Genomic DNA, 14,436 nt, shown 5'->3' with positions numbered 1-14,436 from the left:
GCCATGAAAGCATTCGGAAAATATATCTCAAAACATCTGGCATCCTTTGCCGCTTTTAACCTTGTGTTGGCGCTGCTCAATGTACTGGCCTTTGGTATTACGTTTCAGAGCGTTATTAGAAACGACTACGGAGATACCTCACCGCAAACCATGTTGGAGGAAATTGCCGCTGCCTCGACGGTAGAGGGTGTATCGGACGATGCTCGTCAAAAACTGGAGAGTGCTCATATTTGGGCCATGTTCCTGAACCAGGGCGGGAATCGTATATGGGCCGTTAATATACCCAAAGACATTCCCGGAGATTATACTATTCAGGATGTTGCCCTCTTTTCCAAAGGATATTTAAAGGATTATCCCGTTTTTGTCTGGAACACGGAAGATGGCCTGCTGGTATTGGGCTATCCGAAAGACAGCTATACCAAGCTGACCAGCAACTATTTCTCGATCCATGCGATTCAAACGCTTCCGCTCTATATGACCGGAATGCTGACCGCCGACTTCTTATTTTTGTTTTTAGCCTATTACTTCTCCAGACGGAAAATTATCCGAAGTACGGAACCGATCATTGATGCGATTGAGACGCTTTCCGACGGTAAGCCGGTATCGCTGGCTATCGGCGGTGATTTATCAGAGGTTGCGGGAAGTATCAATAAAGCATCTCGCATTTTGAGCAAACAGAACGAAGCAAGAGCGAACTGGATCAGCGGTGTTTCCCATGATATACGGACGCCGCTGTCCATGATTCTGGGATACGCCGGACGCATTGCAGATAATAAAACCATAAACAGCTCTGTAAAGGATCAGGCTGAAATTGTGAGACAGCAAAGCATTAAAATAAAGGAACTGGTACAGGATTTGAATTTGGTGTCACATCTGGAATATGAAATGCAGCCACTCCATAAGGAACCGGTGCGCTTATCTAAACTTCTGCGATCCTATGCGGTGGAACTGCTGAATGGCGGGCTTTCTGAATCCTATCCGGTGGAGGTTGGGATTAAACCTGCCGCTGAAAATGTCATACTGGAATGTGATTCCCGTTTAATTATGCGTGCAATCAATAATTTGGTGCAAAACAGCTTCCGTCACAATCCGCAAGGCTGTGAAATTTCGCTAACTCTTGATTACTCCGAAGCAGTGATTACTCTTACGGTTGCAGACAACGGTGTGGGGCTTTCAGCTGAAAAGCTGCGGGAGCTTAAAGAAAGTACCCACTACATGGAAAGCACGGACGAGCGGCTAAACCTGCGCCACGGCTTAGGGCTTCTATTGGTTCGGCAGATTGTGGAAGCACACTGTGGCACCATGACCATTGAGAGTGAGCCGGGGCAGGGGTATCAAACGGTGCTCTGCTTTCAGGTACAAGCCAGTCAAGGCTAATGGTTTTCGGATTTCTTTATCAAGTGGTCTTGCTGTTGAACTTACCTCAAATAAAATAGGCATAAATGAAACTGTTAGTTATTCGTTATCAAGGTACAGTTTACAAGAGACTGCACAGGGTAACGGTCTGACGGGTGATGTGTTGCCCATCAGATTTTCCATGTAATGAGTTAATATTTAAAAAGGAGGCAGAGCGATGAAGAAATAAGCCGCTAAAACAACGGTTCACATACACGTTGTTTTAGCGGCTCGAGACCGTCCCGAAAGTGCCAACAACATTTTTGTACGTAGCCTATCTTATTATTTTTTCAAATCATACAGCCAATTTCAATAGAATTGTTGTGGAATGCCGCCTTTACGTTGTGAAATGTTGAGTTACTCGTTTTATTGTATCTAATGGTAAAACATGTCGGTTTCCCCGTCTTGTTCATCTTGAAGCGGTTGTTCAATTTTACTTCTCTTATTCATATGGCCTCCTACATATGGTTGTCATAATAAAAGCATGTAAAAATCTCCGTAAACATAGAAACAGCATATGCAAATGCAAGTCCAACTCCCATACTTATAAACAAATTCTCTCCTGATACTTTCCCCATGACGAGGAATACGAGCATTAATCCAAAACAAATGCCCTGTGTCAAGCGAAAAGATTTACTCTTTGTTTTCAATTCAATAAGTTGGTTGCGTTCATCCAAACCTTCTAACTGATCTTCTCTTGACAAATTGTACGAAAGACTGCGTGCTAACAATACAACCCCGAAAAGCAAGAGGGCCAAAATGAGAATGATACCGCTCACGTCAAATCCAGTCCAAAAGCTGGCGATCAGATTTAACAAGCTTAAGGCCATACAGACTAAGCCGGAGCCAAATTTCTTTTTGTCATAGATTTTCATATTGCTTATCCTCCAATTCTTTATTTTCTTTCAAGCAGCACAGTTCTTCAACAGTTACTCCGAACACTTCCGCGATCCGATAAGCCAGCATAAGAGAAGGGCTGTACTGTTCTTTTTCAATAGAAATGATTGTCCGTGAAGAAACATGAACCAAATCGGCCAACTGCTGTTGCGTCATTTTGGTCGTCATTCGCAATTCTTTGACTTTTGTTTTCATAATCCCCCTCTTTCCCAAAATATGAAGTTGGTTTCATGTTATCATGCTTCTAAATCAATGTCAATTAGAAATAAAAAGCGGGCACATGCCATGGATTGTTAACAATCTACATCTGTTTTTTCCTGTATTTTGTGCAGCCACCCTGCACATCGCCAATTCGAACCGGCCGAGGTGTTGACAATCTTGAGAAGTAGTGATAGCATAAACGTGTTGTACGACTGACGGAAGTGGATTTAACCACAGGGAGTACAGCGTTTTGGAAGCCGACCGTCTGGGCGTAATGCTTGGATTGGTGGGTCTTTTTTTATTTCGTTCTGATTGTCAAATTTAAAATCATGAGCAGAGTAGAATTTTGTGCGTAAATCATTGATTTACAGTGCCTTCTGAACGGGGAGTTGTCAGAGGGACGAAAAGCTTTAACAGGCTTACGGTACAAGGTTCGCATCCCGCTGCTGCATATTGGGGTAATCCCCCCTTTATGTGGCATGGAATTTTGCCACATAAAGGGGGGATTTTCATACCGGAAAACGAATCGGAATACGGGGCTCCGGCTTTTGCTCCGTCGGTTGTCAGCCAGATTGGCAGAAAGGGAAATGACAGTGTCAATAGATAAAACGAAAATAGAAGAACACATACGCGGGCTTTTATTGGCTTTGGGAGAGAACCCGGAACGCGAGGGACTGCTGGAGACTCCCGCCCGTGTGGCTAAGATGTGCGAAGAAAGATTCGAGGGAATCAACTACACAAATGATGAGATCGCCGGGATGTTTCACAAGACCTTCGAAGACGATCTGTATACGCCGGAAAACAACAACGACCTGGTAGTGGTGAGGGATATTGAAATCTTCAGCTGCTGCGAACACCATCTTGCTCTGATGTACAACATGATGGCGACAGTGGCATACATACCCAACGGTAAAGTCCTGGGGTTGAGCAAAATCGTAAGAATCGCGGATATGGTCAGCAAAAGGCTGCAGCTTCAGGAACGGATCGGGTCGGATATTGCGGAGATTATGCAGAAGGCCGCGCAGACAGAGGACGTTGCCGTCATCATCGAGGGTCAGCATGCCTGTATGGCGACCAGAGGGATTAAAAATACGAATGCGCTTACCGTGACGACGGCTTTGCGGGGAAGATTCAACAGCGATCAAAACCTGATGAACAAACTCCTGATACTTTGTAATAAACATGAGACATTCGTTACCGGTTTTAACGGAAGGAGTGTTTCTGATGAAGATGGTAAATGAGCTTCTCAAACATCCGCAGTATATCAGGGATATGGAACTGAATGTCGAAGCGGAAAAAGACAGACTGTTTTGCAGGCATGATTTGCAGCATTCTTTTGACGTGGCGAGAGTGGCCTATATCATGTGCCTGGAGAGGAAATTTCCAATTTCAAGAGAGATTATATACGCGGCCGCGCTTCTTCATGATATCGCAAAATGGAAGCAATACAGGGATGGATCGGACCATGCACTGGAAGGCGCTGTTCTGGCAAAGGAAATTCTGGAGGATATCGGCGTTAGCGGTAAAGACACCGAAGAAATAACGGACGCCATAAAAACTCATCGCAGAAAAGATACCCGGAAATCTCTTTTGGGTACCGTGCTCTATGAAAGCGATAAGGCTTGCAGACCCTGCATTTTTTGCAAAAGCATAGACGTATGCAATCGGTTTACGGACGGAAAAAATCCTGAGTTAACGTATTGAAATCTGCTTTGAAAAGGAGAATCTTGATTATGACAGATCAGTTAAATATTGCAGACAGGATTTGGAAATGGGGAAATCGGACCTATATCATGGGCATATTGAACGTAACGCCGGATTCGTTTTCGGACGGCGGAAATTATTTTGATATGGACTCCGCCTTGAAGCATGCCGCGCAAATGGAGGAAGAAGGCGCAGATATCATTGACGTGGGGGGAGAATCCACAAGGCCGGGGGTCACCGTTCCGGTGTCGGCCGAGGAAGAGATTCGTAGAGTCATTCCCGTCATCAAGAGGCTTTCCAAAGAGAGCGCTCTGCCGATCTCCGTCGATACCTATAAGGCCAAGACAGCAGCACTTGCGGTTGAAGCCGGCGCTCATATGATTAATGACATATGGGGCCTCAAAAAAGATCCAGAGATGGCCGATGTTGCGGCTTCATGTAAAGTACCGGTCTGTATCATGCATAACAGAACCAACACGGGCTACGACAACCTGATGGAAGACATTCTGTCCGAATTGGGGGAAAGCATTGAGCTTGCCGTCAAGGCAGGAGTAAAGGATGAAAATATCATTCTGGACCCGGGAATCGGATTCGGAAAGACATGGGAGCAGAATTTAACGGTCATGCGGAATCTTAATCTGCTGAAAGAACTGGGATACCCCATCCTTCTTGCCGCGTCAAGGAAAAGCTTCATCGGCAAAACCCTTGGGTTGGAGGTAAATGACAGGTTGGAAGGTACATTGGCCGTTACGTCAGTCGGCATACTGAAAGGGGCAGATATCGTTAGAGTACATGATGTGCTGCAAAACGTAAGGGTCGCGGCAATGACGGACAGTATGGTGAGGTGATTGCGAATGGACAGGATCATCATCGAGGATTTGCAGGTGTACGCTTATCACGGGGTTGCACAGGAAGAAAGAACAATCGGACAGATGTTTTTCGTCTCCCTTCGGATCGGGTCGAATCTGGAAAGAGCGGCGGCAAGCGACGACGTGAACGACACGCTCAACTACGCCGACCTGTGCAATGATGTACAAACCGTAATGCAGTCTGGTAAATGCAATCTGATTGAGGCCGCAGCCATGAACATCATCCAGCATCTGTTTCGAAAATATTCGGACATTGCGGAAATAAGCATCACGCTGAAAAAGCCATGGGCCCCAATGGGACATCATCTAAAATATGCGGCGGTTGAGTTGGAACGGAAACGGGGTGACAAAGATGAGTGGTAGTCTCGTTACCGCGTATATCGGGTTGGGTTCAAACCTTGGCGACAGAGAGGCGCATCTCAACCGGGCGGTCGAGATGCTCGAAAATACCTCCGGAGTCAGAGTTATCAAGGTCTCCGCATATTTCAATACTGCTCCCGTGGGCTATACGGAACAGCCGGATTTCCTGAATGCGGTCGCGGAGATCGAAACGTCACTTACCGCGTATGAGCTGTTAGGCATCTGCTGCGGCATAGAGAAAACATTAAAAAGGGAACGAATCGTTCATTGGGGACCGCGCACCATCGATTTGGATATCCTGCTATTTGGGAATCTGGTTTTGAACGATGCGTCGTTAACCATTCCGCATCCGAGAATGCTGGAACGGGAATTTGTGCTGAAGCCTTTGAATGAAATAGCTCCGGAAAGGATACATCCCGTATGCAGCAAGAGCATTCGGGAACTGTATCATGAATTTTTACTGACAGTACAATCCGGGCCTGTCTCATTAAAACAGATGCATCTGATCGTAGCAGCTGACCAAAATTGGGCAATCGGGAAAAAAAATGAACTGCTCATCAAGATCCCGGAGGATCAGGCCTTTTTCCGCGAAAAGACTATAGGAAAGGTAGTCGTCATGGGAAGAAAGACACTGGACAGTTTACCGGGAGGAATGCCTTTGAAGAGCAGAACCAATATTGTGCTGACAAAAAACAAAAACTTTCAGGTGGAGAACGCGATAGCGGTTCATTCCCTGAAAGAGCTGATGGAAGAACTTAAAAATTACGGCGGCAGAAATATGTATGTTATCGGAGGAGGAAGTATCTACCAGCTCCTGCTGCCCTATTGCGATACGGCTTATGTCACAAAAATATTTCATTCCTATGACGCCGATACGTATTTTACGAATCTGGATCAATTGAATGAATGGAAAATGGTTTCCCGCAGCGCAGAAAAAACACAATCAGGCTTAAACTATGTGTTTATGAAATATAAAAAGCAGGGTGGTAATAGGCTATGACCTACGAGGAAGCTTTAGAATTTATCTGTAATACACAAAAATTCGGAATGAAACCCGGGCTCCATACGATATCGGAATTGCTGGAGCGCATGGATAACCCGCAAAAGAAGCTTCGGTATATCCATATAGCCGGTACAAACGGAAAAGGCTCGACGGCAGCGTTTATCAGCAGTATCCTGATGGAATCCGGCTATAAGACCGGTATCTTTACTTCTCCGCATATTCAAAGGGTGACAGAGCGGATCAAAGTAAACAACGCTGAGATAGAACAATCCCGGTTTGCAGGATTGACCGAATTGATTCAAAGCAAGATTAAAATCATGCTGGAACACGGCGGGTGTCATCCCACGGAATTCGAAATTCTTACCGCAATGGCATTTCAATATTTTTACGAACAGGGCTGTAATGTTGTTGTCCTTGAGGTGGGGCTTGGTGGAAGGCTTGATTCGACCAATGTGATCGACACGCCGGACCTGGGCGTAATAACAGCGGTCAGCTATGACCACATGAACATACTCGGGAACACAATACAGGAGATTGCCGCAGAAAAGGCGGGCATTATCAAACGCGGCGGGGATATTGTGGCATATTCGAATCCTCCTTCCGTCACAGCGATCATAGAAAAAGCCTGTAGAGAAAAAGGTGCTAAGCTTCATAGGACAGATTTTTCAGGGATAAAAATCATAGAGCAAAATATGGAAGGACAAACTTTCAGCTATAAACAGTATACGGCTCTTAAAATATCCCTGCTGGGAGAACATCAGGTTAAAAACGCTGCCGTAGCGGTTCACGTGGCAGAGGTGCTAAAAAACAAGGGGTATAATATCACGGAAAAAGCGATTCGAAACGGACTTTTAAAGGCGAGATGGCCCGGACGGCTCGAGGTACTAAGTAAGAATCCGTTTTTTTTGATAGACGGTGCGCATAACGCGGGAGGTGTGGCAGCCTTGAAGAAAAGCCTGGATTCCCTATTCCCGGGCCAAGCGCTGACGTTTATTATGGGAGTGCTGGGCGACAAGGATTACCAGTCCATGCTTGCAGAGATTCTGCCGGGCTGCGCAAAGCTGTTCACGGTTACTCCAAACAGTGGCAGGGCGCTCTCCGCTGCCGATCTGGCGAAAGCAGCGAAGGAATATTGCAAAAATATTCAAATCTGCGACACAGTTGGAACCGCGGTGAAAAAAAGCCTCGTCGAGACGCCAAAAGGCGGTGCAATATGTGCCTTTGGATCGCTTTTTTATATCGGAGAAGTAAGGAGTATTTTGAAATGATCGGATGGAAAAGATTGGGATGAATGAATATGGAACACTCACAATTTTAAATGAAAATATTCACACGGTCGTAGAAATCATTACATTTGCCTCCTGAAATTAATCCAAGAGTTTTGGTAAAAAACTGGAACCGTTTTCGGGCGGATGCTCCCCGAAATAATCGGTCGCTGTCGCTCCAACATCGGACAGGGTGCCTCGGATGCCGAGGTTCCCCGGACGGATTCCGCGCCCGTAGATCATCAGCGGAACATGCTCCCGGGTGTGGTGCGGATGTCCAATGGTCGGGTCGTTCCCGTGGTCCGCCATCACAACCAGCAGGTCTTCGTCTCCCATGCTGTCCATCAGTTGGCCGAGCAGAGGATCGGCAATTTCCAGAATATGCGCATATTTCTCCACGCTCTCCTGGTGCCCGGCCAGGTCGGTTTCCTGCACATTACAGCAGAAGAAACCGCATTCCGTTTCTTTTGACAGTTCAATCAATTTTCCAAGGACTTTTGAGGTCTCAACTATGGAGCAGCTCTTTCCGAACGGATTTTGGATGACGTCGGCCGCTTTCCCGAGCAGGGTGACGCCGTATCCGGCACGGCCCAGAATTGTGGGAACCTGTACTTCCGGGTCCACTCCGTAGCCGAGGTGGATGCAGTGGTAATCACGGTTGTAAACACCGGACTTTGGGGCATTTACGCCGATATAGCCGCCGTCATGCTCTTCCACCGCAGCGAGAATATCCTGAATGGTCACTCCCCGGCCGCCGAAGGTGATGACGCGCGGCACCTTGGAAACGGAACGCACAAGCTTGCCGATTTTCAAAACTTCGTCGAAATCGAGTGTGTCGATCGCGGCCGTGACGTTAAACGCCTGACCCGGGTCGCACTCCACATTGTCGGCAACCGTCAAGGCGTTTTCCACCACAAGCATCCGCTCGGATTCTCCCTGATAGTACTCCGCGTGATATCCGTTTTGAACCAGCGTGTCGTGAATGAGTTCAATCCGGTTTTTAATCGGTTCCCCAAACGGTTTCTGCGGCTTGGTACCGACGATTTCCTGATGACCGAAGAAAGTATCGGCTCCGGAATGCATCAGTCCGGCTTTGCCGAAGGTTGCCGTGGAACTGAACTTCATCCGGGATGATTCTGTCCCAATAATATTCATCAGACCCAGCTTTTCCAACACGGGTAGCCTGAGCTCCGGTTTATTTTCCAGAATATGCAGCCAGGTATTGGCTCCTGTATCCTGAGGCCGCGCCTGGGGAACATCCTCCATCTGGCCGACCCCGAAGCCGTCCAGCACGACAATAATAAATTTCTTCAATGAATCTCTCCTTCCTGTCTATTGAATCCTCATTCCCTCGGAGGTATAAATGCCGAGAACCTGAGGTTTTCCTTCCGATATCCCGCCAATCAGCGCCACATGGCTTCGCGTGACAAAGATCTGCGTGCGGAATGCCATTACGACACTTTCCGAGATCCGCACGGGGCCGTTCAGGCCGAAATGGTAATCAATGCTTTCGTCGGTGGGAGGAATCACGTCCAGAAACCTGTGTTCTTCCGGGGAGCCGACCAGCGCCTGCTTCACATGGGAACGCCGGTAGTGTCCTCCGCCGTAGCAGTAAGAGGTGTCACCGCACAGGTGGGAGACTTCACTCAGGTAGACGATCGCCGGAATCTCTTCACAGTTGCTTACCGCGTGCAGCGGCGTCGTCCCGGTCAGTCCGTGGCCCGGTTCCCCGTGGGTTCCGCCTGCCTGTCGGATCAGCGGAAGACTGGCGCAGCAGGTTGCGCTCGGCATGTTCATCTGGTCAATGGAAAATCCCATTGCTGTCAGGAGCTCTTTCGCTTTTTGCAGGGTCCCGATATTGGGCGTGGGCTCCACCTTCCCCGAGTTCTCGTCAAACAGAAAGCAGGGGAAAGAGGTCAGGCCGGCCACGCGTATGTGCCCGAGCTTTTTGAATTCCCGCGCCGCGCCTTCCAGCCCCGAAAGAGGAAAGCCGCCGTACTGGCCGGAATACAGAAGATCCGTTTCCCCCAGAACGCGGAGCATCAGTTTCTGCTCCAAACTTAGTTCCGCGCATACGGCGTCAATTTCACATGCCTTTTCCAGGGAATAAACCGTCACGTAATCGGGTTTCGCGCTCAGAATTTTTTTTAAAGCCGCTTTCGGAATCTGTACCAGATGACCGACGTTCCCAATCGGAATTCCCGAATCGATCATTGTCTCCGCTTCGCGGAAGTCCACCACGACAGCCCCGTCGTAGCCCAGACGCATCAGTTCCTGGGCAATGGCCGGGTTCCTGCCGAGCTGCTTGAGCATAAAGTACAAGTGGAGTCCGTTATGATCCGCTGTTTCCCGAATGCGGGAAGCGTTCTGCCGCAGCGTATCCACATCGATGAGATAGGTGTCCGGCCATAGGACACCCGATTTATGAAAGGAAACCGCTGCTTCAATCAGCGGGTAATTTCTTTCCCACGTTTTTTCTAAAAACATTTCTGTTTCACCTTTCGTTTTTCACTTCCTGCAAAGATTTTTTCAGGATGCGCATGACGGTTTCCGCGCCGCCCCGCATCGGATTGATGCGGATCATGCGCTTCTCCAAAGAGGGGTCCTGCCGGCGAAAGGTTCCCGAAATGCGGTAGATCATCGGGACAAACTCGAATTTGGATTCACACCCTACGGGGTAAGCCGCGGCTCCGTTTTTCGCCGTGAATTCGAGCACCCGGTCCGCAATCTCATCCCAGAATTCCACCAGTAGCACCTTGGACTGCGCGTTTGCAAGAAAGGCATTTTTTACCTCGGGAATCTCTCCCGAGCAAAGCCGCTGAACCAGTTCTTCGCCGACCTGCGCCTGAACGGCGAGGGCCATTGGCGCGTAAATCAGCCCGCGCAGAACCGCCATTGCCTCGTAACCCTGAACCTGACTGCCGCCCGAATAGTTGCAGTCGGAAATCGCTCGGATCAGGCTTCCTTTTCCGGCCAGTGCCCCCACTCCGGCGGGTCCCAGCAGCTTGAAACAGGAAAAACTAGACAGGTCGGCTCCGCACTGGGCTCCGATGTTCGGAACCTTCAGCACGGCGTAATTGTCATCCGTTAAAATCTGCACGGACGGTCTTATGGACCGGATCGTCCGAATTACTTCGTTACAGCGGTAACGGTCGTCTGGTTTCTGCCGCGTCAGCTGGATCAGAACCGCTGTGACGTCCGGATTCTGATCCAATACGCGAACAATATCTTCCTGATTGTTAAAGTCCGCCCGAAGCGGTTTCACACGCATTGTGTCCAAAGTGACCTGCGTGGTGGGATACACCGGCGCGGAATGCACCAAAAGTTTTCCGTCGCCTTTCAGAATGGATGTCAATCCCCAGCGGATTGCCCCCGTTCCGGCACCCCGGACTAAAGTTGCGTCTTCCGTCTGAAACAGGTCCGCGAGAACCCGCTCCACTTTCCTTGTGTAGGAGGGTTTGTTCTTTCCCTTCACAACGCCCAAATCGCCTTCCGATAATACCTCGTAGCCGTCAAAATAACGTGTGGTGAGATCGACAATGCGAAACTGCAGCTCTTTGGCCTGTTCCAAAGACAGGGAAGGCAGAGGATACGTGATCATGAACATCTACTCCTTCTGATTTGTTGCCGGAGTTCACCGGTCCAGAATCCTCGCAGGATTTTCCACTAGGAGTTTGTGAAGCTGTTCCTCTGGAACGCGTTTTGAACGCAGAAGCGGAAGAAAACTTCCCAAAACAGCAGTATATCCCTTTCCGCCACAGCGGATCAGGTAGGACTGCTTGGAAACGTCCTCCGAGAGAAGCAGATGGTCTTCCCAGCCGCCCTCCAGCAGTTTGATCAGTACCTCCGCACGCGTTTCGTCCGAAAGATAGTTGCTTTTCCCAATCGTGTCAAAGGCCAGGTTTACTCCAAATTTCAGCATTTTGATTTGGTAGTCCGCATCGGCGGTAAGGTCGGTGTGGCCGATGACGAGTTTATCCGGCGTCATTCCCTGCCCCAGCATCAGAGAAATCTGTTCCAGACCGAGACGGCCCATGTCACAGTGGGTAAACACCGCCGTGCCGGTCCGCTTGGATGCCCTGGACGCCGCCGTCAGAACCTTTTCTTCGCTCGGGTAGATTTTCTCGGAGGAAGCAACTTCTCCGATTGCTCCGGATTTGATATCGGTTCCATCTATGCCAACATTGACTTCTTTCACAAAAAACTCTTCCACATCGTCAACCGTTGCCTTTTGCAAACGGCCGCTGTGGTATTCCTTCAGATAGAAGCCGGTCGACGCAACGATGTTCAGTCCCGTCATTCCGGACAGTTTCCGAAGTCCTGTCACATCCCGTCCCATATCGACGGTTGTGACTTCAACAATTGAACGGCACCCGAGTTTCACGGCCGGCTTTAGTTCTTCTGAAATCATATCGAGATCATTCAGAACGGAGGCCTCGTCGTGACGGACTCTTCTCAGGTCCGCAAGCAGGTGCTCATGGCTCAGTGTGACGCCCAAAGCATCTTTTGGGACCGCACCGCATACTGTTTGTATCATTTTCATGCCCTTTCTGCAACACAACCCGGCGAAACAGCGGGGAATCCCGCGGTTCCGCCCAGGCCGGTTCTGCTGGATATTCCGAAATAAGACCCGCTTTATTTTACTGGGACAAACAGCCCTACGTAATAGAGAATGTTCAAAATTACGCCGGTTGCAATCGCCGCAACCGGGCCGATCGCCATCTTCATGATGCGCTTGCCCGTCATTTCGTTGATGAAATAGATCATGGCAGCGATAAAGAATCCGGTGTAGCCGCCCATTTTAACCACTGCGTTGATGGAGCCGATAATCAGGGCAAATTCCATCACAGTTGTCATTGCCGTACGGATGTTGTCGGAAGCGTCGCGGATAGACGGGAATTTACCGAGGAATTTGCCGACCAGACCCAGTAGCAGAACTTCCACAAGGATGACCGCCGCACCGCCGATCGCGGCAAAAACCGGATTCGGCATCAGATAGCCGACGCAGTAGACGAAGGTAAAGCCGGCCACGCCGTAGACACCTGTTGTAATAGCGGTCGTCGCAATCAGCGGAATAAAGCCGAGAGCCCTCATGAACTCCGCGAGGGCGGCCTGATGAATCAGCCCGGAAGCGGTTGCGGCGTCGGTCGATGTATATGCTTTTGCCAGGGTGTAGATGGAAACCTCGGACCCACCGAAAACGTGAATGTTACATGCCACAGCGATGAGCGCTCCGCCGATCATCAGGAATACAACGTTCTTGCGGATGCGTGCGGTACGCTCGGAGAAAACGTTTTGTTCATCTTCATCCATGGTTTTGCCGCGTTTTCTGTCTTCCGCCACGGCAAAGGCCACCAGGAAAACGATGCCGACAAACATTTCCATGGCGTCTGCCGAAAGAGTGGTGAACCGAACCAGCAAAATGCGGATCGCAAAGGTGACGATTGTTGCGGCAATTCCCTTTTTCGCATGGAATTGCATGAAAATCGCGACCAGCGGGAACAGCGCAAAGCAGGAGACCACCGGGTTGCTGATTTCACCCATGGCTCCGATGAAATTCACCGGAAGGCCGGTCAGCACGGTATTAATCAGGCCGAGCGCCGAAAGTGTCAGGGCGCCCCAGATGCCGCCCAGAATGGGGGCCACCCACTTTTTGGGGGAGATTACGCCCAGAATGTCCGTGGTCAGGAACAACAGCCACGGGTTCAAAAGACCGGTTGCGACCGTGTGCGCGATACCGACGGATGCTATGAAGCCAACACTGAGGCCAAAGGCGATGGTTCCAAGTTCGGAGCGTTTCATCCTGCCTTCAATGTATTCCGGGACAACGGGCCGCAGGCCGTCGTGGAACACCGCCATGCCCATGTGGGAAAGGAAAGCTGTAAAAGCACATAGAACAATGACTACTGCATAATTGAGTACGGATAAATCTCCCGTCATAATGCTTCCTCCTTAATCTTATACCTCTCAGTTTGCGTTTTTCTCAAGCAGAGCTTCGACTAATAACGGCACCGTTTTTTCAATGCTTTCCACAGACATCCCAAACGCGATTTTACCCTCGTTGACAAACTTCTCAACGTTTTCCTTTTTCACAGTTTGTCCGTTTTTCGTGACCGTGCAGCAATTGGAGTAGCCGATCATTCCGATCAGAATCGAAATGGCCGCGCCGCCGCCGCTTTCGCACGCGCCGAAGTAATAATCCACCTCCTTTTTCTTAAGCAGGGATACCGCGCCGATGTCTGTTGTGACAACTGTTTCAATCTTCCCTCCGGAAGCCTTTTCCACTGCGGCTGCCACCACGTTTTTACTGAGGCCGCCAATCGCGATTTTCATTCTGACCATCCTTTCTTTTTGTTAGTTGGAACCGTTGGGATTGGTTTCGAGGGTGTTGCAGATATGCACCAGCAGAAACTCCTCTTCCGCAGAGGGAAGCCTTCTGGCAATCTTTTCCCGGATTCTGTCCAGAATCTTCTGTGCGGTGGGGTAGACCGACTCTTCCGCTGCCTGGCTCAGAACCTCCCGGTCCAGAGGATTAACTTTTTCGCCGGCTTTCAGGCGCTTGATCGCCGCGCCGATATGGGTAATCATGACACCGCCGTTTTCTTCGGTCAGGTCAAACCGAAAATCTTCCCGAAATACTTTCACAATGCTTACAAGGTCGGCGTATGCCGCATCGTCAACGAGCGAGCATTCTTTCATCAGGTTGATCCGATCCATAATATCCATCGCTACAAATCCTTTG

General features: G+C 49.3%; 15 protein-coding genes, 1 pseudogene and 2 riboswitches. Of the genes and pseudogenes, 7 read left to right on the top strand and 9 right to left on the bottom strand.

The window, feature by feature from the left end; all coding sequences use genetic code 11:
• Positions 1-3 precede the first annotated feature (3 nt).
• Entirely contained in the window at positions 4-1,377 is a 1,374-nt protein-coding gene (locus HCR03_RS18805) for a sensor histidine kinase (protein ID WP_066643047.1), read from the top strand.
• Positions 1,378-1,853: 476 nt separating this feature from the next.
• Here the strand turns inward: HCR03_RS18805 and HCR03_RS18800 are convergent, their stop codons facing one another.
• A complete protein-coding gene (locus HCR03_RS18800; RefSeq protein WP_066643050.1) occupies positions 1,854-2,270 on the bottom strand; it encodes a hypothetical protein in 417 nt (138 codons plus the stop codon).
• Positions 2,257-2,487 (bottom strand): helix-turn-helix transcriptional regulator, encoded by a 231-nt coding sequence (locus HCR03_RS18795; protein WP_066643052.1) that lies wholly within the window; start codon positions 2,485-2,487, stop codon positions 2,257-2,259. Before HCR03_RS18795 ends, HCR03_RS18800 begins: the two co-directional genes overlap by 14 nt.
• 204 nt (positions 2,488-2,691) lie before the next feature.
• Positions 2,692-2,771, top strand: a riboswitch (ZMP/ZTP riboswitch).
• A gap of 54 nt (positions 2,772-2,825) precedes the next feature.
• Positions 2,826-2,941: riboswitch (THF riboswitch) on the top strand.
• A 145-nt stretch (positions 2,942-3,086) separates the two neighbouring features.
• On the opposite strand from HCR03_RS18795, the pseudogene folE reads away from it, so the two are divergent.
• From folE to HCR03_RS18760, 6 genes and pseudogenes are all read left to right on the top strand, one after another.
• Positions 3,087-3,674 (top strand): annotated as a pseudogene (gene folE, locus HCR03_RS18790) (GTP cyclohydrolase I FolE); the annotation flags it as partial.
• 43 nt (positions 3,675-3,717) lie between these two features.
• Complete coding sequence (locus HCR03_RS18785; protein WP_066643054.1) at positions 3,718-4,197, top strand: HD domain-containing protein; 480 nt, start codon at positions 3,718-3,720, stop codon at positions 4,195-4,197.
• A gap of 29 nt (positions 4,198-4,226) precedes the next feature.
• Positions 4,227-5,045: a dihydropteroate synthase gene (folP, locus tag HCR03_RS18780; protein WP_066643056.1), complete on the top strand. Its 819-nt coding sequence runs from the start codon at positions 4,227-4,229 to the stop codon at positions 5,043-5,045.
• Between the two features lie 6 nt (positions 5,046-5,051).
• Positions 5,052-5,429 (top strand): dihydroneopterin aldolase, encoded by a 378-nt coding sequence (gene folB / locus HCR03_RS18775; RefSeq protein WP_066643058.1) that lies wholly within the window; start codon positions 5,052-5,054, stop codon positions 5,427-5,429.
• Entirely contained in the window at positions 5,419-6,426 is a 1,008-nt protein-coding gene (folK, locus tag HCR03_RS20400; RefSeq protein ID WP_330601064.1) for a 2-amino-4-hydroxy-6-hydroxymethyldihydropteridine diphosphokinase, read from the top strand. The genes folB and folK overlap by 11 nt, the downstream gene beginning before the upstream one ends.
• Positions 6,423-7,697 (top strand): bifunctional folylpolyglutamate synthase/dihydrofolate synthase, encoded by a 1,275-nt coding sequence (locus HCR03_RS18760; protein WP_066643061.1) that lies wholly within the window; start codon positions 6,423-6,425, stop codon positions 7,695-7,697. Before folK ends, HCR03_RS18760 begins: the two co-directional genes overlap by 4 nt.
• A 99-nt stretch (positions 7,698-7,796) precedes the next feature.
• Here HCR03_RS18760 and HCR03_RS18755 read toward each other — a convergent pair whose 3' ends face one another.
• The 7 genes from HCR03_RS18755 to HCR03_RS18725 all read right to left on the bottom strand — a co-directional run bounded on the left by HCR03_RS18755 (position 7,797) and on the right by HCR03_RS18725 (position 14,420).
• Positions 7,797-9,008, bottom strand: a complete 1,212-nt coding sequence (locus HCR03_RS18755) for a phosphopentomutase (protein ID WP_066643064.1) — start codon at positions 9,006-9,008, stop codon at positions 7,797-7,799.
• Between the two features lie 18 nt (positions 9,009-9,026).
• Positions 9,027-10,181 (bottom strand): YhfX family PLP-dependent enzyme, encoded by a 1,155-nt coding sequence (locus HCR03_RS18750; RefSeq protein ID WP_066643067.1) that lies wholly within the window; start codon positions 10,179-10,181, stop codon positions 9,027-9,029.
• Between the two features lie 7 nt (positions 10,182-10,188).
• Positions 10,189-11,295 carry an aminotransferase class V-fold PLP-dependent enzyme gene (locus HCR03_RS18745; RefSeq protein ID WP_156990975.1) on the bottom strand — a complete coding sequence of 369 codons (1,107 nt, stop codon included), beginning with the start codon at positions 11,293-11,295 and terminating at the stop codon, positions 10,189-10,191.
• A gap of 33 nt (positions 11,296-11,328) precedes the next feature.
• Entirely contained in the window at positions 11,329-12,231 is a 903-nt protein-coding gene (locus HCR03_RS18740; RefSeq protein WP_066643254.1) for a phosphotriesterase family protein, read from the bottom strand.
• 98 nt (positions 12,232-12,329) lie between these two features.
• Positions 12,330-13,634 carry a YhfT family protein gene (locus tag HCR03_RS18735; RefSeq protein ID WP_066643073.1) on the bottom strand — a complete coding sequence of 435 codons (1,305 nt, stop codon included), beginning with the start codon at positions 13,632-13,634 and terminating at the stop codon, positions 12,330-12,332.
• Between the two features lie 27 nt (positions 13,635-13,661).
• Positions 13,662-14,027 carry a DUF2620 family protein gene (locus tag HCR03_RS18730; protein WP_066643076.1) on the bottom strand — a complete coding sequence of 122 codons (366 nt, stop codon included), beginning with the start codon at positions 14,025-14,027 and terminating at the stop codon, positions 13,662-13,664.
• Between the two features lie 21 nt (positions 14,028-14,048).
• Positions 14,049-14,420 (bottom strand): PRD domain-containing protein, encoded by a 372-nt coding sequence (locus HCR03_RS18725; RefSeq protein ID WP_066643078.1) that lies wholly within the window; start codon positions 14,418-14,420, stop codon positions 14,049-14,051.
• Between the last annotated feature and the right edge of the window lie 16 nt (positions 14,421-14,436).

It is taken from the genome of Caproicibacter fermentans (assembly GCF_014303955.1).
Lineage (GTDB): Bacteria > Bacillota > Clostridia > Oscillospirales > Acutalibacteraceae > Caproicibacter > Caproicibacter fermentans.
This window is presented reverse-complemented; position numbering and strand designations above follow the sequence as displayed.

What these genes read in the sequence shown, in the direction of transcription:
- HCR03_RS18750 (WP_066643067.1), bottom strand. Translation starts at nt 10,181, where the DNA reads ATGTTTTTAGAAAAAACGTGGGAAAGAAATTACCCGCTGATTGAAGCA.
- folP (WP_066643056.1), top strand. Translation starts at nt 4,227, where the DNA reads ATGACAGATCAGTTAAATATTGCAGACAGGATTTGGAAATGGGGAAAT.
- HCR03_RS18785 (WP_066643054.1), top strand. Translation starts at nt 3,718, where the DNA reads ATGAAGATGGTAAATGAGCTTCTCAAACATCCGCAGTATATCAGGGAT.
- folK (WP_330601064.1), top strand. Translation starts at nt 5,419, where the DNA reads ATGAGTGGTAGTCTCGTTACCGCGTATATCGGGTTGGGTTCAAACCTT.
- HCR03_RS18745 (WP_156990975.1), bottom strand. Translation starts at nt 11,295, where the DNA reads ATGATCACGTATCCTCTGCCTTCCCTGTCTTTGGAACAGGCCAAAGAG.
- HCR03_RS18725 (WP_066643078.1), bottom strand. Translation starts at nt 14,420, where the DNA reads ATGGATATTATGGATCGGATCAACCTGATGAAAGAATGCTCGCTCGTT.
- folB (WP_066643058.1), top strand. Translation starts at nt 5,052, where the DNA reads ATGGACAGGATCATCATCGAGGATTTGCAGGTGTACGCTTATCACGGG.
- HCR03_RS18730 (WP_066643076.1), bottom strand. Translation starts at nt 14,027, where the DNA reads ATGAAAATCGCGATTGGCGGCCTCAGTAAAAACGTGGTGGCAGCCGCA.
- HCR03_RS18795 (WP_066643052.1), bottom strand. Translation starts at nt 2,487, where the DNA reads ATGAAAACAAAAGTCAAAGAATTGCGAATGACGACCAAAATGACGCAA.
- HCR03_RS18760 (WP_066643061.1), top strand. Translation starts at nt 6,423, where the DNA reads ATGACCTACGAGGAAGCTTTAGAATTTATCTGTAATACACAAAAATTC.
- HCR03_RS18740 (WP_066643254.1), bottom strand. Translation starts at nt 12,231, where the DNA reads ATGATACAAACAGTATGCGGTGCGGTCCCAAAAGATGCTTTGGGCGTC.
- HCR03_RS18735 (WP_066643073.1), bottom strand. Translation starts at nt 13,634, where the DNA reads ATGACGGGAGATTTATCCGTACTCAATTATGCAGTAGTCATTGTTCTA.
- HCR03_RS18805 (WP_066643047.1), top strand. Translation starts at nt 4, where the DNA reads ATGAAAGCATTCGGAAAATATATCTCAAAACATCTGGCATCCTTTGCC.
- HCR03_RS18800 (WP_066643050.1), bottom strand. Translation starts at nt 2,270, where the DNA reads ATGAAAATCTATGACAAAAAGAAATTTGGCTCCGGCTTAGTCTGTATG.